The following is a 20,624-nucleotide window of genomic DNA, read 5'->3' as shown; positions in this document are numbered from 1 at the left end:
ATTCTGATTTACCCAAAGCTCAACGGCGCCACAGGGCTGCAATGAGATCGTCGGGGAACGATTTCCCACTTTTTCAAAATTTGCAGATGCAGCACAGAGTTTTTCAACAGAATGGGCGGTTAGGAGACGTTCGCTGCAGGTGCGCGAGCATTGACACAGACGGACCGAAGCGGAAGTTGTAGGATATTTACCTGGCCGCTGATTTGGATGCTATTGGCCGATAGTATGCAGGATAAAATCAAAAACGGGTCTGGCGGGCTCAAACGCAGCAGGCGGTAGAGCGGGAACTATTTCCTTAGCAAAGGTTGCCTTGTCACCCTTGAAGCGCTGAAAATTGCCGGGGCGCGTCGGATCGATTTCAAAATGTGCGCCTACTCCAGGCGCGTCACGAAAAAGCAGCTCCATTGGAAAACTTGACTTGCTTTTATAATGCTCCCCGGTGGCTGCGTTCACAACTTGTCCGTAACAGCTATGTTCCTCGGAAACTGGCAACATCAGGTTGTAGCCGTCCACTCCATTCCGCTTTCTGGTCAAACAACGCGAAACATTGTTTTGAACTACTTGACTGTGGTTCATGTTCCATTCGTTGTAAGCTTCATCCCAATCATACAACGCAAAAATTGTGCGCCCCTGATTGTCTTGGTAGAATTCGTCGCTTCGCATCAAACGGCCAAGTGTTGTGCAAGAAAACGCGCTCAATATCTCAAAGGGCCGGTTCACCTCTGCTCCATACAACTTGCGCCAAGCCGTTTCGAAGATGATTTCGTCCGTTACTCCCTCAACCATGAGTACTGGCCCATTGGTGTTCTTGAGATTGTGGTAAATGTTGAGGCGCGCCTCACGCTCACTAAACGTAATTAGCCCAGCCGAGAGTGACTGAACTACTGCCGCTTTATCACGCTGCACCGCCGTGACGTTGCCATCCGCAATCTCGAAAAGGCGTATCTGCGGTTCATTGGCCTCGACGATCGTCGAAGCACTGTGACTGCTGAGTAGAACGTGATTGGTCTGCGCGGCTTCGGTCGCGGCGATGTCTTCAACCTGATTGAGAAAGCAAAACTGCCATTCAGGATGCAGAAAAGAGTCTGGTTCATCGAGGAGCGTGATGCAGTTACGGTCTTTAAAAAATTCGGTAATGGCGAAAATGTAGGTGGATTGAAACTGACCATCGCTAAAATCGCCGACAAGGATCGGCCTGCCGTCGCCCAAGCCGATCGGAATGGACAAGCCCTCGAACATGCCAAGTGTTTTCAGATTGTCGAATTGGCGAAAAAGGTCAGACGAGGACGCGTCGGCAAACTCTTCACGGAAGAGCTCAATATTAATACGGATAGTATACCGATCTTGCCCATGGTCATAAATCGAGTCTCGTGTGAACTCGCCCCGGACACAGTTGAGCAGCCTTTCAACGAATACGAGTGATTGGCCCTCTGCCCCCCATAGGAACGAAGCCACATCGCCAACTTCGACATGGCTGTGGTTAAACTTGGGCGGCGACAGCCGAAGCCTGACGGTTTCAGACGTGACTTCGATCCCCAGCTTCTGGCAGATATAGCGACGGGCCGCGCATTCGTCAGGCTGCATCAACAAGATCGAAAGGAGCATCTCCTTGTACTCAGCCCCGATGCTGATGAACTCCCGCGCTTCCTCGCCTGTCCACTTGCGGTTCCGACGTGCGTAGGCGCGAGCGTACTGATCTACGGTAGACGTGATTTTGTCGCTGTGACCGGAATAGTAGATGATCACGTTGTCGGGTGTCAGCGCGTCCGCGATTTTCGAACGGTTCGCTCCGTTGACCTGCAACTGGCCACCCTCACGACGTACGCGCACATCATCGCCATCGATCTCGTAGAACAGATCGAAGTCGAAACTGATCTCGCTGCGCCGCTTCGTCGAGGCGAAGACGAAGTTGAAGATTTCCACCAGCGCCTCGAAGAAGTTGGACTTACCCGTGCCGTTCTTGCCGACGAAGATGTCGAGGAAACTGTCGCCGTCAAAGGTGAGCGTGAAGTCGCGAAGGTTCTTATATTCGCTGATCCAGACAGATTTTAGGCGCATAGATTTCCCTTATGTCTTCACGAAGGTCAGTTGGGCGTCGAGGATAAAATAGGCGAGGATCGCGGCTTGGGCTTCGAGCGGTTGGTCGCGGATCATCTGCAGAACCGGATCGCGAGGCCTTCGTTTCTTCTTCAAGAACTCAACAGTCTTTTCAAGCAGTTGCCGGTTCTCAATCGCACTCTGCGCGCGCTGCCCAACGACCGGAAGCCAGCTATCAAGGCTCTGAAACTTTCGTTCAAACGGGTGCGGTTCTTTGGAATACACGTAGCCAAAACTATCATTCGGCTTGAAGCTGACGTGATGATCCTTCGTGTCGTCCGGCAAAATGATCTCATTGGGCGCGAACATGGCCGAGGCCTGGGACACAACCGTTCCGGCGCTGTAGGCGTCTGAGAATTCCTTGGGGGTGTGTATCTGGCTGGTCACGTAGAAGACGGCGTTGCCGAGCGCTTCGAGCCCCTGCAGCGCCTTGTGTTGGCGGTACTTGCCATTCTTGTGCAGATTCATGCGATAGACCTTAGGATCCGCGTAAAGCCCATCCTTTATCTCCCGTGCGCTTTTGCGCTCCAGGACATAGGAGCGCTTCAGCTGGAAGAAGACGGGTGTTGATCCGTCAAGGGTGACCTCGACATCATAGCCCTTCGTCGCCTCTGCGCCTTGGCTGATAAAGTCGGGGGCTTTGGGGAACTTGCCGTCAAGCACATAGTTTTGTTCCAGCTCGCGTAGGAAAGCGAAGCCAAAAGTCAGTTCGGTGAAATCAGGCCAGGGCATCAGCAAACCTCGCGCAAAGACGAGAGGTTGAGAGAACTTTCACAAGTTTCGTACGTTCGTGGCATAAGACAGAACTTAAATGCATGTTTTCTCAATGAATTTTGGAGGTAAGGGTATCGGCCAGTGACTTTGAAAGCACTGCGCGAGCTTGAAGTCGTCTCGATAAATTGGAACTTAAGCCAGAAAGAAGTTCAAGCTTTTCAGCTATGGCCACTTGTTCTTCGATGGGTGGAACTGGGATCAGAAACTGTGAGATATTTCCCATGCTCAAGTTTGCGCGTGCGTTATCAACTTGTTTGTCAAACATATAGCCGCGACAAAATTCGCTATTGAAGAACGCTATCAAAAATCGAGAATCAAAAAGCCCTGGAAGAACTCGTATCAAGCAAACTGCTTGATTAATGTTCGCACCATCAGGACCAGGGTAAATAGCCGTTCTACCTATGGACGCACCGACAATGTTCATTAGGTAATCACCGGCCTTCAAAATAGAACGAGGCTCAACTGTATTGAACTTTCTCTCAACAAATTTCGGGTTGTCGAGAAGCATTTCGAAACGGCCTACATTTTCACTAGTCACAAACATGACCTCACTTGGATCATCAGTGTAGGAAACACCTTGCCATTTTGGAGATGAGCCCTTTGTGATTAGAACGGCAGCTTCCCCGAGTCTTAGCCAAGACCAGCTACTTGGTAGAATAAACGGCCAGTCCAAAACTTCACTAGTTGCCTTAGCCTTAAAGGCTTTTGCTTCTTTTCTGGCGACAAGAGCCGCACGCGTTTTCCTAGCAGTTTCAAGTAAACTTATACTACTTATTGATAGGTCTTGCTTTACTAGAAGACCCATCATGCCAAGCTGAAGAACTGTTTTGTCCAGTTCCGCCAAGCTCTCCTCTGTCGTAAACAGCGTGTCGAAGTGGGCTTCGATGCGGATCCAGTTTTGGGTGAGGTCTTCGGGGGTTTGGCTGTTGGTGAGGGTGGCGAGGCAGGTGTCGACGAGGGTTTGATGCGCCTTAAGGCTGTCCTCGGCCTGCCGCTCCAACGCATCACACAGCGCCATCAGTTCATCCACCTTGGCTACGATGCGGTGTTGTTCTTCGGTAGGTGGAAGCGGCACCAAGCCAGAGAAGAACTGTTTATCGTTAATGGCCGGATACGCGATACCAGTTTGGCACCCTTCAACATAGGAGATGAAGGTTGGTGAGCGGAAATAGCGATATAGGTAAGAGGCCGAGACTCCGTCGAATGGATGCACGATAGCAAAGGCGGTGCTCGCAATCGGCTCAGGTTCAAAGGTCTCCGTGATGACCGCAATATTCAGCAAATATGGGCGAACCGTGGAATAGACGACGGTCCCATTCCGAACCAACTTGCGCGCCCGTGATGGCGCTTTGCTCGCCTCAAGAACCGTTGGCTCAGAAACCAGCCCCAGCTCTTTATTGATGGAACCAACGTCGATGTAGGTAAACTGGCTTTCGGGAACCTTCTGCCCCCAATCGTGGCCAAGCTGAGATACGCGGCACCATGTCCAGCCGCGCGGAAGTTCAAAAGGAAGTTCTGATGCGGCGATCTTGGCAACCGGCTTGGGTTTCTTGATGATGCCCTTGGCAAACATCTGGGCCTGTTGAAGATGCAGTTGGTCAAGCAATCCATCCGCAGGAACATCGGTATCATCTTGCGGAACCAACTTGCCCCGCACTGCTAGCTCCAGGATTAATTCCCGCAGCTTCTTGATCCCATGAAGGCTGACACTGCCTCCATTGCCTCGTCCTGCACTGGATTTCTTTTCGGTCGCCGCCGTCCAGATATCCAGATGGTCGGTGATCAGCTGGTTCACATCTGTCACGGGCGGCCCCCATTTAGCGCATCCGACAAGATGGACTTCAACTGATCACGCAGCTTTTGAATGTCGTCCTGCGCGATCCGGTAGTCCTCCAACAGATCGTCAGGGTCCAAGTTTTTCTTCGCAGCCTCAAACGGGTTCTTGTCGTCGAGATTGAAACCACGCTGTTCGAAGTATTCCACGCTGCGTTTCCACGCCTGATTGGTCTCCTTGCGGGCCTTGAACCCATCGGCCTCATCACCCCACCAGTCGATCTCGGGCTGGAACTCCGCGAACTGCATGGGCTTGGATTTGTTGTAGTTTTTCACACCTTCTGGATAGGGGTGTTCGTAGAACCAGACATCCGTCGTCGGTTCACCCTTGGTGAAGAACAAGATGTTGGTCTTGATGCCCGTGTAGGGGTTGAACACGCCGTTGGGCAGGCGGACGATGGTGTGCAGATTGCACTCGGTCAAAAGTGACTCTTTCAGCCGTGTCTTCGTGCCTTCGCCAAACAGAAAGCCATCAGGCAGGACGACAGCGGCGCGGCCGTGTTTCTTGAGCAGCTTGATGATGACCGCGATGAACAGATCAGCTGTTTCGCGGGTGCGCAGGCCTGCGGGGAAGTTCTGCTCGATCCCGTCTTCCTCGATCCCACCAAAGGGCGGGTTGGTGATGATACAGTGTACGCGGTCCTTGTCGCCATAGTCGCGGTAGGGTTTGGCCAACGTGTTATCGAGGCGGATGTTCGAGGGGCTGTCAATCCCATGCAGGATCATGTTGGTCATGCAGAGCATGTAAGGCAGCGGCTTTTTCTCGACCCCCTTGATGGTCTTTGCGAGCTGCTGGCGGTCCTTGCTGGTCTTGGCGTAATGCTCTTTTTTATGATCGATTGCGCAAGTCAGAAAACCGCCCGTCCCGCAGGCAGGGTCGAAGACGGTTTCATCCAACTTAGGGTCAACGCGGTTCACGATGAAGCGGGTCACTGCGCGGGGTGTATAGAATTCGCCAGCATTGCCCGCACTTTGCAGGTCGCGCAGGATTTGCTCATAAATGCCGCCAAAAGTGTGCCAGTCTTCGCGGTTGTTGAAATCGACCTCGTTGATCTTGTTAATGACCTGCCGCAGCAACGTGCCGGATTTCATGTAGTTGTATGCGTTCTCGAAGACGCGCTGGATGATTAACGCCTGTTCTCGCTGCGGGCCTTGCGTCTTCACAGGAGCCTTCAGCTTTGGAAAAAGCGTATCTTGCACAAAGTCAAACAGGCCTTCGCCGGTCAGGCCTTCGCGTTCGCCCGCCCAATTGCGCCAGCGCAGATTGTCGGGAAGAGCCGACACAAAGTCGTCATCGATGAGTTCAAGTTCCTGTTCGCGGTCATCGAGAATCTTTAGGAAGAACATCCACACCATCTGGCCGATGCGCTGCGCATCACCATCGACACCCACGTCTTTGCGCATGATGTCCTGTATCGCCTTAATGATGCTGGTAAGATCACCCATTTATCCGTCCGCCTGTCTGTATATCTGTTGCTCAAGCTCTCTAACGGCTTGTTCGTATTGTTCTTTGCCGCCGAACACATCGCGGATGATCTCGACCGGTGTTCCAATCTCATCGAAGGGGTCAAGACGCAAGACGCGGGCGTCTTCGATTGTGCTCACCCCTTCGTCTGCATACTTGTCCAGAAGCGCCCACAGAACCTTGCGGACCTCGTCGCCGTATTTTGTGAAGTAGTTGCGCTTCTTGACGTTTTTGGCACGCTCCGCGCGTGTGAGGGGCGGCTGGTCGTATGCGATGTGGCAGAGCAGATCGAAATCGCCGAAATCCTTACCGACCTCTTCGGCCAAGTTCTCCAACAAGATGCCATGCTCCTCCAGCTCTTGGATGATCGCGGCCTTCTTGTCAGCGTCGTTCCACTTGCGGATGAAGTCGTCCAAGGACGAAAACTCCGTCAAAATCTGTTTCCGCGCAAATTCCTTGTAAGATTCCGTGATCAAGGCACCGTCGGGACCAATGAAGCTGACTCGTTCCGCAATGATCTCCACTTCGACGCCGCTGACGACCAGCTTGGTTATGCCAGTACTATCTGGCGGTTCCAAATGATCGTCTTCCGGATCAATTGGGGGATCAGGAGGTTCGGGTGGATCATTATCGCCTGGCTCGTAGATTACGACCGCTTCCCCGTCAAAATCCGGGTCGTTAAAGAGCTCTGTTGCTTTTTTGAAATCCATGATGGTGAAGTACCACTTGCCATGCTCCTCATCGACGCGAGTTCCTCGCCCAATAATTTGCTTAAAGGTGGTCATGGATGTGATCGTTTTATCGAGGACTATCAGCTTGCAGGTCTTCGCATCTACGCCGGTGGTAAGCATTTCGGATGTTGTAGCAATGACGGGAAACTTGCTTTCCGGGTCGATGAAGTTGTCCAAAGCGGCTTTGCCATCCTCCTTAGTATCGCCGGTGATACGCCTTACATATTGCGGATTATCAATCGCGATCTGGCCGGCAGCGTTTACGATTGCCTTGCGCATCCGCTCAGCGTGGTCGATGTCTTCGCAAAAGATGATGGTCTTGCTGAAAGGGTCAGTCGCGTTGAGGAGCTGTATCACCCGCGCTGCAACCAGCTTGGTGCGTTGGTTCAGCACCAGAAGTCGATCCATGTCTTTCTGGTTGTACTGTCGGTCTTCAAGCGGGTTACCGAGATCATCGATGGCGCCAAGCGGCGGGGTCCAACCTTCGACATCTTTATCGATATCGATTTTAACTACTTTGTAAGGCGCTAGAAACCCGTCTTCGATCCCTTGTTTTAGACTATAGGTGTAGGCTGGTTCGCCGAAATAGGTGCTGCTTGAGACATCCTTGGTTTCCTTTGGCGTCGCCGTCAAACCAATCTGTATGGCACCCTCGAAATACTCTAGGATTTCACGCCACTCCGAGTTTTCAGATGCACTTCCGCGATGACACTCATCTACGACGATTAAATCAAAGAAGTCTGGAGAAACGGTCTTGAACGTCTTGTCACCTTCCTCACGGCCCGTAAGTGACTGGTATAGACCCAAGTGTATTTCATAAGACGGATCAATCCTCCGACTTCCAATTTTGGTCATCACAGAACCAAAGGGCTTAAAGTCATTCACAAGTGTCTGATCAACAAGAATGTTACGATCAGCCAAAAACAAGATGCGCTTTGCAGCACCAGCCTTCCAAAGCCGCCAAATGATCTGAAAGGTCGTGTAGGTCTTGCCGGTTCCGGTCGCCATGACCAATAGCACTCGATTCTTGCCCTTCGCGACAGCTTCAATGGTGCGGTTGATCGCTTCGGCCTGATAATACCTCGGCTCTTTGCCTGACCCGTCATCATGGTATGGCTCCATCAGCAAGGTTTGCTCACCACCTTCAATGCCACGGAATGATTTGTAACGTGCCCAAAGGGTTTGGGGGTCTGGGAACGCAGTCAAAGAAAGAGATGTTTCAATTTCTTCGCCGGCACTTGGGTGCTTGTTGTGTTGTTCGAAACCATCGCCATTTGAACTGAAAGCCGTTGGAATCTGCATGATCTCGGCGTAGCCAAGCGCCTGCTGCATCCCGTGTCCTACAGAATGGTTGTTGTCTTTGGCCTCCAATACAGCCACTGGAAGAGACGGCTCCCAAGATAGGACATAATCGGCAAATTTCTTTTTCTTCTTGTTGCGGGAAGACATGTTCCCGCGGACGATGATTGGCCCCGGCGTCAAAGTCACTTCTCGCCTTATCTGGGTCAACTGATCCCAGCCAGCGCGTTTCAGTGCTGGAGTAATATAGAGGTCACAGATATCGGACTCACTGAGATTCTTCTTCTCTCCAGGGGGCAGCGACATTTGCTTCAAATACTCCAAAAATTCCCTTTGCGATGTTGTACAGAGCGAAGGTTCTGATGCTGTACAATTATACGCAAAAGCGTATACTAGCTAGTGTAATCTTTTCTACAATGGACGTGCGATGACCAGCCTGATTTCTAGCCCGCAACGCTTGGGTGCTCTGCTCGCCGAAGCTAGAAAGGCTTCCGCCTCTACTCAGGCTGAAATCGCGGAACGCGCTGACCTTCGGCAGGCAACGGTTTCAAAAGTAGAAAATGGTGATCAGGGTGTACGGTTAGAAACAGTACTATCCTTGCTAGAGGCGAACGAACTCGAGCTCGTGGTGCGAAAAAGTCAATTTTACTAGGATCTTGACCCATCAGTAAGGTCGACGCGACTACCCACGATTTGGCCCCACGGGTCAACGTTTTGAGCCGAAAAATGCTGCGCGATGCACGAACGTCCGGTTCGACGAGCCGCTCTGCAGCAACTAGCTCTCTAGGTGGACGGCGGCTTAGGGCCGTTCGCGTTGACTTGCGCCCCAAGGACACCGCGCAAAGCTGGAGGGAACTTGGGGAGAAGGTCAGTCAATCACAATCAACATATTTACTCCATCAAATCTAGGACATCGCGACAGGTCTTTGTGCTACTTAGCAGGAGACTTAAGACCGCGTTAACCGCTACCCGGATACTTCTTTTTTGCATCACGGGCTCGCCGTTTCGCTCGACGCTCCTCCTCTTGTTCCTCACTCCAGTGATCTTCGACGCCGTCCCAACCCCAGCCGCCGTCCTGATACCACTGGTTCAGATTGCGCCATTCTTCTTTTACCCGCGTAAGAACTGAGGTTGTCTTAGCTTCGCCAAGCTCTGCGACTTCCCCCGCAATGTTTCGAGCTGGTCGTTCAGCATCAACGGGCAAATACAGATCTTGCTCTGACAGCAACGCCATCGCCTCGTTGTAGCGATCGATGACCATGTCGCGTGTTTCGGGCCAGACTGGATCTTGGCGGACGTTTAACAGATCATGTATGTCTACATCGCCGCGCGCTAGGATTTGCAAAAGAAGCGAGCTGGGTATGTCATGCTCCCCGCTCTCGTATCTGCGATAGGTTCGGATCGAGCAGCCTAGTTCATCGGCCATTTGATCTTGGGTCAGATCCCGCTGTCCGCGATACTTTCGAAGACCTTGGCTAAGGCTCATTTCACGCCGACGGTAGCGCCTCTCGGCGGTTCGGGCTTCTTCAGTTTCGGTTTGTTGACCAGCTTGCGAGCGTTCGATTTGCTTGCGTCTAGTCCAGCCCTTTTGCTGAGCAGACATTGTCGAACGAATCACTAAATTGTCTTGTTCTGGGTCGGGTTTGAACCTGAATGGCATTGAGTGCTCCTTCATCTGATCGACAACCTGCCAGATTTGGCCGCTTTCCCTAAATATGAGGAAACATAAATAAAATCATTTACTTAACCAACTTTGGACGCCCATATTTAGCTAAGGAAAGCAGTCTGGAGGCGCAGATGAACAATACATTTGAGAACGCAGTAACGCCAGAGATTTGGTGCGAGAGGTTGCGCTCACAGGGCGCAGATATTTCAGCCCGTGCATTGCGCGCCAAGGCGCGTGCGTGTGGACACTACTATGCCTTGGGTCGCGCGATGCTTCTTTCGCCCGAGCATGTGGAGACGATCTTGTCTGTCGAAGGGGCGCAGACGCGCAAGGGTGGCCGAGCAACAAAGGTTTGGGCTCATGGGTGATAGAATGCATCAAAATAGCTATCCGGCGAACCCAAGTAACAGAGGTCGTTGTGGCTCTGCAATTCTGGACAACGGAAAATCGCCGGCGGAATGGGTCAGCTGGTTAATGGAGCATCGTCAGGTATCCATTGCTGAGCGCACCCTTCGAGAAAAGGCCAATAAACTGGGCGCGTGCTTTCGGATCGGCAACGCGATGATCATTACGCCCGAACAGATCGACGAAATATTGAGGGAGGGTAGAAAATGCCACTCAGCACATACAAAAGAGGGGAAATTTACTGGGCGAAAGGCTGGATCGAGTACAACAGCCGCCCAATCGCTGGCCCATACCGGAGAAGTACACGCGCTTCTACAGAGAGCGGCGCGTGGGACTGGATAGCTGCGGAAACCGAGGCGCAGATCAATCGCCACCTTTTCGGCGAGTCGCACGCACGAACTTTTAATGATGCGATCTTGTCATACCCTGTGACGCAAAAAACCGCGAGACAGCTGATCCCAATTGCGGAGGAGATCGGGAAAATGCCCCTTGGGACCATTACCGGTGCCTTGCTGCTAAGCCTTGGCCCGAAGCTCAAACCTAATGCGGGCACCGATACATGGTGGCGCGAGGTTGTCACGCCAGCACGCGCCGTCATTAATTACTCTCACCACAAGCACGGCACACCAATGATTAAAGTGCTACGGTACAAAACGAAGGAACGTCATGATCAAGATCGGCGCCGAGGAAAGGTAGGTCGGATAAAGCGGCAGCCTTCAGACCGAGAATGGGTTGAGGCTTTCTGTCGCCACGCTGATCCTTACAATGCAGCTATGCTCCGCTTCATGTTCGAGACGGCGGCGCGCATTGATCAGGCGATTTCTCTTGTCCCAGACGACTTGGATCCACATGAGCCGAAAGTTAAGCTTAAAGCGCAGAAAGGGCACGATCAGTGTCAGGTCACGGTTTCTCCGGAAATGATGGAAGAGTTGCGAGCGTTGACGCCTAAGCGACCAAGAAATCGTCAGACCGGACAATTCTTCGAAGCGCGTGTGTTCGGATACAAGACCTCCACAGGCTATGCCTGCCGTTGGAGAACAATTTGCAAGCAAGCGAAGATCCCCTTCCTGTCAGCGCATGCTGCTGGTCGACACGGATACTACACGGAACTGGTTGTTCGCCAAGGGGTCGATCCTGTTACTGCGGCCAAGGCGGGGAGATGGTCTGATGTGGCGTTGCCGTTGAGGATTTATGCTCACGATGAAGATAGTGAGGCGTCTGTACGGGCTCATTTTCGTACATAATCAGTACACTTACCGTCCTGTACAGGTTATAGTTAATTGAAAAATAAGGAGTAATCAGAATATGAAGTCATCCCTCCTAAGGGGCAGGTTGCAGGTTCGAATCCTGCCGGGGTCACCAGCACCTTTTTAAGCATCTGTTCTTCCTATATTCTATTGAATTTCGGAGCTTTGGTCAGTTGAGTTGGAACCTTTTGTGCCTTTTTCGTGCTGCTGAGTACCTTTCGCTTGGTGAAGTTACAGATGTAGTGCTCAATCTCTGACAGGCTTTCATGCCCAGTCCGGGCGCCGATTTGTGCAAAAGGTCCTCCTGCTTCGGTGAGTGCTCTCGCTCGGCTTTTCCGTAGCCCACATACCGAACGATCCGGAATGCCTGTTACGCTGGCTTTGGCAGCAAACCATTGGCCCGCCTTGATGATGTGGGACTTCTCGTGAATTGTGGTTATCCTCGCCCGAATACCGTTTCTAAGCCATCTTGAAACTCTTCTTTGCCAATCAAATTGTGGAACAGCTTTACGGGGCTAAGACATCTGATCAGCAGGTGTCTCGAGGGGAAGAAGGCCTGCTGAAATCCCCGACCGATCAATTCGTTGTCGCACGGCGCGGAAGTGATTTGCCTTATCCACTGCAACAGACTTTGGAAGACGAGATTTGTCGCGATCTACAAGCCAAACTGCATGATGACCTGAGAGATGAAGAGATTGTGCGTTTGATCGTCGGCCGCGCTGCCATAGTCGCTTCATATAGCGAAAAAGGGGTGGCGCAGATGGATGGCAAGGCAAATTGCAACTTTTGCATTCGGGTAAAGCGATTGCAGGACAACGGTATGGTTTCATGGAATGCGGACATTGATCGACTGTTCGCAGCGGTGCAACATGTCTCGTTTTCGGTGATTTTTTTCTCGTCGAGAAACCCCCTAGGGCAGCGAAGCAATTCATCCCGATCGTTGAACGAATTGGCCATTTTTCGTTTCTTATCCCCATTTAGAGTCAGGGAAGGGGTTCACGGCCAACTGTTCGCGTGGATGTTAAGCGATATTTTCGGCATTCAGGGGCGAGGATTTGTTGGCTGAGACCTTAAACCATCTTGATCACATCTTGCGGCACTGACAGCATATAGCCTTTGCGTGCGATGTTCTTGACCAAAAGTTCGCTCATCATTTGATTGCCCAAAGTATCGCGCAGGCGTTTGATCCGTGTGGCCCCCGCAGCCTCGTCACAGTCAGATGCATCTCGCCCCGACACGACGCTTTCGATTTCGGCACCACTGAGCACGTCGTCATCCATACGCGCTTCGGCCAGCACACAGAGCGTTTCGATCGCAGCACCTGTCAGCTTGAATTCCATATTGTTCAAATAGACGGTGTTCTCAGCGCGTGAAATCATCAACGATGAAATTTGAATACCCTGCTTGTCGATTTCTAGCATGCGTTTGTTGAGGCCCAAAATGGTCAGCAAAAAAACCAAAGAGGCCACAAGCAAAGCTGTAGCGAAGAGCATCAACACGAAAATCACCACACGGTAACTGGTCAAGGTATCGGAGAAGGCTGTGCCAGATTGGGCAAGGATTTCCAGCAGTTTGATTTCTGCATGTGAGGTCAGGTTGTCGTTTTCGACAAAGATCGCTTCAACCCGCGCATTGAACGCGTTGGCGTCAGGCAGGTTGGCGAACAACAGCCCTGCTGCGATGAGTAAAATCAATACAATCGCGATGACGCCAAACGACAGCACGCGCCCAGATTTAGACCCGTCAGTAACGGAGGAAATAGGATCCAGCACTTTCTTTTTTCCCTTGCAATGCGGCCTCATCGACAAAGCCAACGACCGACAACAAAACCCAACCATCTGCCGCAAGGCGTGGCGCGAGAGCAGCCTGTGCGGCTGACGCGTTGCACTGGGCGTCAAGCACTTCGGCGATACCGTAATGCAGTTTCAACGGGTTGTCCCGCTTTGCTTTATATTCGGCATAACAGGCAGCATTGGCGCTCATGGGCAGTACAGCCAAGGCAAGGGCTGCTGCAATGAGGCGGGGGGGAATAAATGTGTGTGTCATGTGCGAACCCTGCCCAATTGGCGATTGTTATTCAATATCAAAGCCGCCAGCACGTGTTGATAGCATATAACATTTCACTGATATTGAGCGGCAAAGACCAATGGCCCCATTCCTGTTTCATCGACACCCCGCCAGTCACCCAAGCGACGGCGCAGATCCCTTAACGGGCTCATAGCAGGAAGGACACAACATGAAGATGCCGAACAGAACATACAAACGACGCACCCCTAAATTTGCCGCAGGTCTTGTGGCGCTTTCGATGGCTGTCACCGCAGCTTATGCGACGCCAGCCCGCGCTGGTGATGCCGATGTCGCCCGTGCCATTGGTGGCTTGGTCACCTTGTTTGTTATTGGCAAGGCCATTGAAAACTCTGGATCGAAATCGAATACCCCTACAGTCACACGCAAAGTCATTGTCGACGGGCACGGCAGGCATAATGATCATGATCGCCGTGCCGCCCGCAAGGATACTTTTGAAATTCCAAACGCTTGTGTCGTCTCTGTGCGTGACAAACGTAAGCGCGTTCAATCGGTTGCCTTGGAAAACTGCGTAATGCGTGAACGTCGCTCTGCTGTGGCTTTGCCGCGCGCCTGCGAGACTAAGGTGAGTACAAAGCGTGGCCGCACTGATGCTTATGATGTGGGTTGTCTGAACAACTTTGGTTACCGTGTTACCCGTTCAAGCGGTGGCAATGGCAGCCACGCTTTGCGCTGATCTGACATAGAATACGCGTGTTTCATGTCCCCATGTGCCGCGTTACCTTGGCGGGTGGATTGTCGTTCCACCCGTCCTTTTCCCGGTGAGTCCCACCAAATAGCTGAATATGCACTGCGGTACCCGTAGAGCCGATGTGCGATAGGTAGTCTTTTGGACGCAACAGATTTTTTTTACCATTTGGTCATTGACCACTTATGCTGTTGCTCTCACCATACGACGTTCTGATTACTATAGTTTAATTATGCTGCTCTCTCGGGATGGTGGCTTAGTCTTTATGAGGAAATAAAATGAAATTTAAAATATTGGCTGCTCTTGCAGCTGTTGTCACCCTTCAACCTGCTGTCTCTTCTGCTGTAGAGGTTCCCCCCTGCGAGGCGCCCGCAGTGTTGATTTTGGGATATGGCCAAATGTTTTGCCAAAAACCAATGGATTTCAAAATCGAAGGTGTGAACCGCAAAGTGATCATCGTCGAAGAAGGTTTTGCACGTCCGCTCAAAATCAGCAAAGAGCTGCAAATGGATATTTTGAAAAGCGCTAAAGAAAAGCGTTAAAGGCCGTTTTGATTTTTTTGCGAAGGTGACACAGCTTTAGCATATCAAAATTGGTGCCTTTCCCTGACGATTGCAGTTTGTCGGGGGAAGGTATCCGCGAATGGGTCTTGCTCTTGGGCCTGCCATAGGCTTTCAAAGTCTCATGACATATACACCAGATTTTTCATTCGAGACCGCCGCCACAAAGCGCGGTTATTCGCGTGTCGCGGGCGTCGACGAGGTCGGCCGCGGCCCACTGGCCGGTCCTGTTGTGGCCGCCGCCGTTTGGCTTGATCCTGACAATATCCCCGACGGGATGAACGATTCCAAAAAACTGACCGCGAAACGGCGCGAGGCTTTGTATGATCAAATCCTTGCCGTTGCCGATGTCTCTATCGCGTCTTGTTCGGTGGAAGAAATCGATGAGATTAATATTTTGCAAGCCTCTTTGCGGGCGATGGAACGCGCGGTGGCAGGGCTAAAAATCCACGCTGATTACGTGCTTGTCGATGGCAATAAAATTCCCGCTGCCTTTGGGGTGAATGCCGAAGCAATCGTCAAAGGCGATGCGCGCTCTTTGTCGATTTCTGCAGCCTCAATTGTGGCGAAAACATGGCGCGATAGGTTGATGGTGGATTTGGCGCAACAGTACCCCGGTTATGGATGGGAAAAGAACGCAGGTTACGGCACCAAATTGCATATGGAAGGCTTGGCCAAATTTGGGGTGACCCCACACCATAGATGTTCGTTCAAGCCTATACACAATATGTTGTAGCAAGCATTTTTCTAACACATTGATTCAATAAAGAAATTGACCTCGAATCACCTATGACTCATCTTAGGCGGTACATAACGACACCAAAAATGGTGCGATTGTATCGCTCGTAAGGGCGTTTCTGTGAGGCAGAGCATGACTAAAAATACACGCAAGGAAGCCCCCGCGCTTCCTCTCAATACAATTATGTCCGGTGATTGCATCGAGGCAATGAACAGTCTTCCCGAAGAATCAGTTGATTTGATCTTCGCGGATCCTCCCTACAACTTGCAATTGCGTGGCGATCTGCATCGTCCTGACAATTCCAAGGTTGACGCGGTGGATGACGATTGGGACCAATTCGACAGCTTTAGAATTTACGACGATTTCACCCGTGAGTGGCTTAAAGCTGCCCGCCGCATTCTGAAACCGAATGGCGCGATTTGGGTGATCGGATCTTACCACAACGTATTCCGCCTTGGCGCAGAACTTCAAAACCAAGGCTATTGGCTTTTGAACGATGTTGTGTGGCGCAAATCCAATCCGATGCCAAACTTCCGCGGCAAACGGTTCACCAATGCGCATGAAACATTGATTTGGGCGTCAAAAGGCGAGGGCGCGAAATACACCTTTAACTATGACGCACTCAAAGCGCTGAATGAAGGCGTTCAAATGCGCTCTGATTGGGTTTTGCCAATTTGCAATGGTGGCGAACGGCTTAAAGACGAAGACGGCGAAAAAGCGCATCCGACGCAAAAGCCACAAAGCCTGCTGCACCGCCTGTTGGTCGCAACGACCAACCCCGGTGATGTTGTGCTTGACCCCTTCTTTGGTACAGGCACCACGGGTGCTGTCGCAAAAATGCTGGGCCGTGATTTCATCGGCATCGAGCGTGAAGAAAAATACCGTAAGGTTGCCGAGAAGCGCATCAAAGCGATCCGCAAGTTTGACTCAGAAGCCTTGACCGTAACGGCGTCCAAGCGGGCAGAACCACGTGTGCCATTTGGTCAATTGGTCGAACGCGGCATGTTGCGCCCGGGCGAACAGTTGATGTCTATGAATGGTCGTCACAAAGCCAAAGTGCGCGCTGATGGCACGCTCATCGGCAATGATATCAAAGGGTCTATCCACCAAGTGGGGGCGCATTTAGAAGGCGCGCCAAGCTGCAACGGTTGGACCTATTGGACCTATCAGCGCGAGGGTAAAAACGTGCCCATCGACTTGCTGCGTCAGCAAATCCGCGCAGAGATGAACTGATCTCTCAAAATCTTTTCCACCAACATCAAGAGCGTCCTTTGTCTGCATAACCACAGGCAAAGGACCAACATTCTGCCGCCCAGATCTTTGGGCGGCCTATAGAGATGCGCGTGCATCACAGTTTACCGCCTGATGCCAGTGGTCTGACTTCCACGGCATCCCCTTGCCCCGTCTTTATGGCGGGGCTTTTTTTGTGTCCTATGATGCGGTGATTGAACCCGTTAATTACAGACGTGGCAAAGGATTGGTGCCGTGCTTATACGGTTCCCAATCTTCAAACGTCGCCATGTCAGGATAGTATTGTTTGCGCCACGCTTTTACGCGCGGGTTCATGATGCGCCGCCACCACGGCGGAACCATGGCCGCAAAAGTCATCACCGGATAGCCATAGGGCAATTGTGGTGCATCCTTTTCGGAATAGTTTTGCAACAACGGAAAGCGCCTGTCGGGCTTATAGTGATGATCCGAATGACGTTGCAGGTTGATCAGCAGCCAGTTGGTTGCCATTTGCGCGGCGTTCCAACTGTGGTGGGGTTTGACATGTTCGTATTTACCCTCGCCCAAATGACGACGGGTCAGCCCATAATGTTCAACGTAATTTGTCAACTCAAGCTGCCAAATGGCGATGAAGGCCTGCCAGATGAACAGGCAAAACCCCATAGTGCCGCCCAGTAATACCGCCAAAAGCAAAGCACTGAGTTGCAAGCTCCAATAGCGAAAATGCGGGTTGCGAGGATGAAACGCAGACAGGCCGCGGCGTGCTAACAGCGCTTTTTCAGCCTCCCAGGCAGACACAGGCCCTTCGCGTAACACACGCCAAAAGAAGTGATGAAAGCCCTCATTGTATAAAGCGGTCACAGCATCCCGGCGTGTTCCTACATGTTTGTGGTGCACCAAAAGATGCTCGGTGCGAAAATGCGAATAAAGCACGGAAGCCAGAAGTAAATCCCCCAACCAGCGCTCAACCCGATTGCGTTGATGCAAAAGCTCATGTGCATAAACGATGCCGATGGTGCCGGATGAGACGCCAAGGCTAAAGAACAACACGATCACCTCAACCATCGTCAGATGATCAGTATGGGTTACAAAGTAGATCAGCCCATAGATCATTACGAACTGGATAGGGAACCAGATCATCGTGATCAATCTATACAAAGCCAGCTCTGATGGGTCTGTCTCTGGGTCAGGGTTCTCGGTGTTCATACCCAAAAGGCGGTCTAAGATTGAAAACAAATACCACGCGTAAACAGGTACCAAAAACGTGGTCCAGCCGCCATAAGTCGCACCAAGTAAAAGCAAGGGGATGACCCCTAATGACAGCCAAAAGGGTAATGCGTTGCGGGTGCTGATGGAGGACATGTTCATCGGGTTTGGTCCTTAGAGTTTGCGTCTTAGCACAGGCTATAGATCATTGGCTAAAATGAGGTTGCGCCACATCAAACACCTTTCGCATAACCGTTGGCAAATCCGAAGGTTGAAATTCATTTGCCCCCAAAGTCAGCAGTGCCTCGGGTGTGTTCGCAACAGATCGAGAGATCATCACGCGCAAGAACAAATGGAAATGGGTAAAGGTGTGTTTGATCTCGCCTACTTCAGTCCAATCGGCAGCAAAAGGCGGGATGTCCTGCGCGGCCTCGTCCCAAGGTGACCCTGGCCAGCCAAGCATTCCGCCAAGTAATCCCTTGTCCGCACGCCGTTCCATCACCCAAGCGCCAGAGGTCGTTTGCGCGACATAGGCAAAGCCTTTGCGCGTGGGTTTCACAGGTTTCGGCACTTTCTTCGGCAACGCGGCGGCCGTGCCATTTTTGCGCGCCAAACAGGGTGTGGCCCATGGGCAAATGTCGCATTTAGGGGATTTCGGCGTGCAGATCGTCGCGCCCAAATCCATGATCGCTTGCGCGTAATCGCCGGCACGTTTTTGCGGTGTGGTGCGTGTCGCTAACTCGGTCAGCTGTGGTTTTGACAGCGGTAAGGGCTCATGTATGTCATGCAAGCGCGACATCACTCTTTCGACGTTTCCGTCCACCACGGTTTCCGGCAAATCAAATGCAATCGAGGCGACGGCGGATGCTGTATAAGGCCCGATGCCCGGCAATGCCAAAAGCGATGTGCGGTCTTGAGGGAAAATGCCGCCATGATCTGCCACTACAGCTCGCGCCCCTTTGAGCAAATTGCGCGCACGGGCGTAATATCCAAGGCCTGCCCATTCCCCCATCACCTGATCATCAGGGGCGGCGGCAAGGTCTTGCACTGTCGGCCAGAGGTGGGTGAAGCGTTCGAAATAGGCTTTCACCGCGGCTACTGTGGTTTGCTGCAGCATGATTTCTGACAGCCAGATTCGGTAGGGATCAGGGTTAATGCCTGCCGCGCGCTTGCTGGGACTGACGCGCCATGGCAAATCGCGAGCGTTTTCATCATACCAAGCCAGCAAAGACTGAGCTAATTCCCCGTGTTTCATAATGTGTTTCACTCCGTCACGTAATCTTTAGCGGCTGTCATCGGGTTTTGTCTGGTATCGCGGGGACCTCAAGTTAGAATAGGGCTTGAGATAGGATACGCCAGATGCGCAAAGCAAAAGTCACAAAGAAAACGCCCCCGATTGCCGCCGCTGGCATTAAGCGACGCAAAAAGGGATTCGAAATGACATCGGGTCTTTTGCAATCACGGATTCGCAAGGCAACGGAAACGCGTGGGTTTTCGGAAATGCGTCTTTTGACGCATTGGACTGAAATCGTTGGTGAACAAACCGCCGCTATGGCGCGTCCGATTAAGGTGAGTTACGCCAAAGGCGGGTTTGGTGCGACGCTGGTGCTTTTGACCACTGGGTCTTATGCGCCGATGTTGCAAGCCGAGCTGCCCAAAATCCAAAATCGCGTCAACGCGGTTTATGGATATAGCGCGATCAGCCGCATCCATATCACGCAAACCGCGCCCACCGGTTTTGCCGAAGGACGTGTGCAATTCGAACACGCCAAAGAAAAGCCGCCCAGTCAGCCAAGCCCAGAGGTTTTGGCCGAGGCGCAAGAACTGTCCTGCGGGGCACAAGATGAACACCTGCGCCGAGCGCTTGAAAAACTGGCCAGCAGCTTTCTGCACCGTGCCGACAATACAATGAAAAAGGTAGACCCATGAACAGACGTAATTTCTTGATGACCACAGCCTTGGCTGCTTTGGGCGTTGGCGGCGCCTACCTATATACCTCACCTGCACCGGTGACGGATTTCCTTGTGACACCTGCCATCGCACAAGATACGGCAGACATCGATATGTCGATGGTTAAAGATTTGGTCATGGGCGATGAAAATGCACCAATCGAATTGATTGAATACGCGTCCTACACCTGCCCGCATTGCGCAAATTTCCACACGACTGTGTTCAAGCAGCTCAAAGAAAACTACATCGACACGGGCAAAGTGAAATTTGTGTATCGCGAAGTGTATTTCGACAAATACGGTTTGTGGGCTGCGATGGTTGCGCGCTGTGGTGGTGATCTTCGGTACTTCGGTATCAATGCCATGTTGTATGAACAGCAAAGTGAATGGATTGGTGGTGGTCAGGATGCGATGGAAATCGTTGAAAACCTGCGCACCATCGGTAAAAAAGCTGGCCTGTCAGACGCCGACTTGGATGCTTGCATGAACGACGGCGCTATGGCGCAGGCTATGGTCGCTAAGTTTGAAGCAGAGGTGGCTGAATACGACGTATCAGGCACGCCAACTTTGATCATCAATGGCGAAAAGAATTCGAACATGTCCTATGCGGATCTGTCCGAAAAACTTGACAATATTTTGAACGGCTAAGG

At 51.9% G+C, this 20,624-nt stretch carries 20 protein-coding genes; 10 read left to right on the top strand and 10 right to left on the bottom strand.

The features are described from left to right. Nucleotides 1–210 precede the first annotated feature (210 nt). The 5 genes from KO497_RS06485 to hsdR form a co-directional block, all read right to left on the bottom strand. Complete coding sequence (locus KO497_RS06485; protein WP_215943155.1) at nucleotides 211–2,058, bottom strand: ATP-dependent nuclease; 1,848 nt, start codon at nucleotides 2,056–2,058, stop codon at nucleotides 211–213. 9 nt (nucleotides 2,059–2,067) lie between these two features. Then, nucleotides 2,068–2,829 (bottom strand): hypothetical protein, encoded by a 762-nt coding sequence (locus tag KO497_RS06480; RefSeq protein WP_215943154.1) that lies wholly within the window; start codon nucleotides 2,827–2,829, stop codon nucleotides 2,068–2,070. A gap of 91 nt (nucleotides 2,830–2,920) precedes the next feature. Beyond that, nucleotides 2,921–4,675 carry a restriction endonuclease subunit S gene (locus KO497_RS06475; protein ID WP_215943153.1) on the bottom strand — a complete coding sequence of 585 codons (1,755 nt, stop codon included), beginning with the start codon at nucleotides 4,673–4,675 and terminating at the stop codon, nucleotides 2,921–2,923. Continuing rightward, the gene (locus KO497_RS06470) at nucleotides 4,672–6,150 is read right to left on the bottom strand and encodes a type I restriction-modification system subunit M (RefSeq protein ID WP_215943152.1); all 1,479 of its coding nucleotides are present in this window, start codon (nucleotides 6,148–6,150) and stop codon (nucleotides 4,672–4,674) included. The genes KO497_RS06475 and KO497_RS06470 overlap by 4 nt, the downstream gene beginning before the upstream one ends. After that, the gene (gene hsdR / locus KO497_RS06465; RefSeq protein WP_215943151.1) at nucleotides 6,151–8,505 is read right to left on the bottom strand and encodes an EcoAI/FtnUII family type I restriction enzme subunit R; all 2,355 of its coding nucleotides are present in this window, start codon (nucleotides 8,503–8,505) and stop codon (nucleotides 6,151–6,153) included. A gap of 121 nt (nucleotides 8,506–8,626) precedes the next feature. Between hsdR and KO497_RS06460 the strand changes: the two genes are divergently transcribed. After that, complete coding sequence (locus KO497_RS06460) at nucleotides 8,627–8,851, top strand: helix-turn-helix domain-containing protein (protein ID WP_215943150.1); 225 nt, start codon at nucleotides 8,627–8,629, stop codon at nucleotides 8,849–8,851. Between the two features lie 306 nt (nucleotides 8,852–9,157). Here the strand turns inward: KO497_RS06460 and KO497_RS06455 are convergent, their stop codons facing one another. After that, nucleotides 9,158–9,859, bottom strand: a complete 702-nt coding sequence (locus KO497_RS06455) for a helix-turn-helix domain-containing protein (protein WP_215943149.1) — start codon at nucleotides 9,857–9,859, stop codon at nucleotides 9,158–9,160. Nucleotides 9,860–9,996: 137 nt separating this feature from the next. Here KO497_RS06455 and KO497_RS06450 point away from each other — a divergent pair, with 137 nt between their 5' ends. The 3 genes from KO497_RS06450 to KO497_RS06440 all read left to right on the top strand — a co-directional run bounded on the left by KO497_RS06450 (nucleotide 9,997) and on the right by KO497_RS06440 (nucleotide 12,583). Continuing rightward, nucleotides 9,997–10,233 carry a hypothetical protein gene (locus KO497_RS06450; RefSeq protein ID WP_215943148.1) on the top strand — a complete coding sequence of 79 codons (237 nt, stop codon included), beginning with the start codon at nucleotides 9,997–9,999 and terminating at the stop codon, nucleotides 10,231–10,233. Between the two features lie 243 nt (nucleotides 10,234–10,476). Next, on the top strand, nucleotides 10,477–11,514 hold the full coding sequence (locus tag KO497_RS06445) for a site-specific integrase (protein WP_215943147.1): 1,038 nt from the start codon (nucleotides 10,477–10,479) through the stop codon (nucleotides 11,512–11,514). A gap of 472 nt (nucleotides 11,515–11,986) precedes the next feature. After that, nucleotides 11,987–12,583 carry a hypothetical protein gene (locus KO497_RS06440; RefSeq protein WP_215943146.1) on the top strand — a complete coding sequence of 199 codons (597 nt, stop codon included), beginning with the start codon at nucleotides 11,987–11,989 and terminating at the stop codon, nucleotides 12,581–12,583. A gap of 4 nt (nucleotides 12,584–12,587) precedes the next feature. On the opposite strand, the gene KO497_RS06435 is transcribed toward KO497_RS06440, so the two are convergent. Continuing rightward, a complete protein-coding gene (locus KO497_RS06435) occupies nucleotides 12,588–13,289 on the bottom strand; it encodes a winged helix-turn-helix domain-containing protein (protein ID WP_215943145.1) in 702 nt (233 codons plus the stop codon). Continuing rightward, entirely contained in the window at nucleotides 13,261–13,563 is a 303-nt protein-coding gene (locus KO497_RS06430) for a hypothetical protein (protein ID WP_215943144.1), read from the bottom strand. Before KO497_RS06430 ends, KO497_RS06435 begins: the two co-directional genes overlap by 29 nt. Nucleotides 13,564–13,753: 190 nt before the next feature. On the opposite strand from KO497_RS06430, the gene KO497_RS06425 reads away from it, so the two are divergent. From KO497_RS06425 to KO497_RS06410, 4 genes are all read left to right on the top strand, one after another. After that, nucleotides 13,754–14,278 carry a hypothetical protein gene (locus KO497_RS06425; RefSeq protein WP_215943143.1) on the top strand — a complete coding sequence of 175 codons (525 nt, stop codon included), beginning with the start codon at nucleotides 13,754–13,756 and terminating at the stop codon, nucleotides 14,276–14,278. A 290-nt stretch (nucleotides 14,279–14,568) separates the two neighbouring features. Continuing rightward, nucleotides 14,569–14,832, top strand: a complete 264-nt coding sequence (locus tag KO497_RS06420; protein ID WP_215943142.1) for a hypothetical protein — start codon at nucleotides 14,569–14,571, stop codon at nucleotides 14,830–14,832. Nucleotides 14,833–14,974: 142 nt separating this feature from the next. Further along, a complete protein-coding gene (locus KO497_RS06415) occupies nucleotides 14,975–15,586 on the top strand; it encodes a ribonuclease HII (RefSeq protein ID WP_215943141.1) in 612 nt (203 codons plus the stop codon). Between the two features lie 135 nt (nucleotides 15,587–15,721). Next, on the top strand, nucleotides 15,722–16,822 hold the full coding sequence (locus KO497_RS06410; protein ID WP_215943140.1) for a site-specific DNA-methyltransferase: 1,101 nt from the start codon (nucleotides 15,722–15,724) through the stop codon (nucleotides 16,820–16,822). Nucleotides 16,823–17,047: 225 nt separating this feature from the next. Here KO497_RS06410 and KO497_RS06405 read toward each other — a convergent pair whose 3' ends face one another. Further along, entirely contained in the window at nucleotides 17,048–18,187 is a 1,140-nt protein-coding gene (locus KO497_RS06405) for an alkane 1-monooxygenase (protein ID WP_215943139.1), read from the bottom strand. A 43-nt stretch (nucleotides 18,188–18,230) separates the two neighbouring features. Continuing rightward, nucleotides 18,231–19,280, bottom strand: coding sequence for an A/G-specific adenine glycosylase (gene mutY, locus KO497_RS06400; protein ID WP_215943138.1), 1,050 nt, complete (start codon nucleotides 19,278–19,280; stop codon nucleotides 18,231–18,233). Nucleotides 19,281–19,384: 104 nt separating this feature from the next. Here mutY and KO497_RS06395 point away from each other — a divergent pair, with 104 nt between their 5' ends. Together KO497_RS06395 and KO497_RS06390 are read left to right on the top strand one after the other, a co-directional pair. Then, a complete protein-coding gene (locus KO497_RS06395) occupies nucleotides 19,385–19,954 on the top strand; it encodes a DciA family protein (protein ID WP_215943137.1) in 570 nt (189 codons plus the stop codon). After that, a complete protein-coding gene (locus KO497_RS06390) occupies nucleotides 19,951–20,622 on the top strand; it encodes a DsbA family protein (RefSeq protein WP_215943136.1) in 672 nt (223 codons plus the stop codon). The genes KO497_RS06395 and KO497_RS06390 overlap by 4 nt, the downstream gene beginning before the upstream one ends. Nucleotides 20,623–20,624: the final 2 nt, after the last annotated feature.

Source organism: Pacificibacter marinus, from assembly GCF_018860665.1.
Taxonomy (GTDB): Bacteria; Pseudomonadota; Alphaproteobacteria; order Rhodobacterales; family Rhodobacteraceae; genus Celeribacter; species Celeribacter marinus_A.
The sequence above is the reverse complement of the archived record's forward strand: the minus strand, read 5'-3'. Positions and strand labels throughout refer to the sequence as shown.

Bases quoted from the DNA above. Each gene is read 5' to 3' on its own strand.
- KO497_RS06430 (WP_215943144.1), bottom strand. From the start codon at position 13,563: ATGACACACACATTTATTCCCCCCCGCCTCATTGCAGCAGCCCTTGCC.
- KO497_RS06390 (WP_215943136.1), top strand. From the start codon at position 19,951: ATGAACAGACGTAATTTCTTGATGACCACAGCCTTGGCTGCTTTGGGC.
- KO497_RS06460 (WP_215943150.1), top strand. From the start codon at position 8,627: ATGACCAGCCTGATTTCTAGCCCGCAACGCTTGGGTGCTCTGCTCGCC.
- KO497_RS06420 (WP_215943142.1), top strand. From the start codon at position 14,569: ATGAAATTTAAAATATTGGCTGCTCTTGCAGCTGTTGTCACCCTTCAA.
- KO497_RS06455 (WP_215943149.1), bottom strand. From the start codon at position 9,859: ATGCCATTCAGGTTCAAACCCGACCCAGAACAAGACAATTTAGTGATT.
- mutY (WP_215943138.1), bottom strand. From the start codon at position 19,280: ATGAAACACGGGGAATTAGCTCAGTCTTTGCTGGCTTGGTATGATGAA.
- KO497_RS06470 (WP_215943152.1), bottom strand. From the start codon at position 6,150: ATGGGTGATCTTACCAGCATCATTAAGGCGATACAGGACATCATGCGC.
- KO497_RS06425 (WP_215943143.1), top strand. From the start codon at position 13,754: ATGAAGATGCCGAACAGAACATACAAACGACGCACCCCTAAATTTGCC.
- KO497_RS06480 (WP_215943154.1), bottom strand. From the start codon at position 2,829: ATGCCCTGGCCTGATTTCACCGAACTGACTTTTGGCTTCGCTTTCCTA.
- KO497_RS06445 (WP_215943147.1), top strand. From the start codon at position 10,477: ATGCCACTCAGCACATACAAAAGAGGGGAAATTTACTGGGCGAAAGGC.
- KO497_RS06485 (WP_215943155.1), bottom strand. From the start codon at position 2,058: ATGCGCCTAAAATCTGTCTGGATCAGCGAATATAAGAACCTTCGCGAC.
- KO497_RS06450 (WP_215943148.1), top strand. From the start codon at position 9,997: ATGAACAATACATTTGAGAACGCAGTAACGCCAGAGATTTGGTGCGAG.
- hsdR (WP_215943151.1), bottom strand. From the start codon at position 8,505: ATGTCGCTGCCCCCTGGAGAGAAGAAGAATCTCAGTGAGTCCGATATC.
- KO497_RS06415 (WP_215943141.1), top strand. From the start codon at position 14,975: ATGACATATACACCAGATTTTTCATTCGAGACCGCCGCCACAAAGCGC.
- KO497_RS06405 (WP_215943139.1), bottom strand. From the start codon at position 18,187: ATGAACATGTCCTCCATCAGCACCCGCAACGCATTACCCTTTTGGCTG.
- KO497_RS06395 (WP_215943137.1), top strand. From the start codon at position 19,385: ATGCGCAAAGCAAAAGTCACAAAGAAAACGCCCCCGATTGCCGCCGCT.
- KO497_RS06410 (WP_215943140.1), top strand. From the start codon at position 15,722: ATGACTAAAAATACACGCAAGGAAGCCCCCGCGCTTCCTCTCAATACA.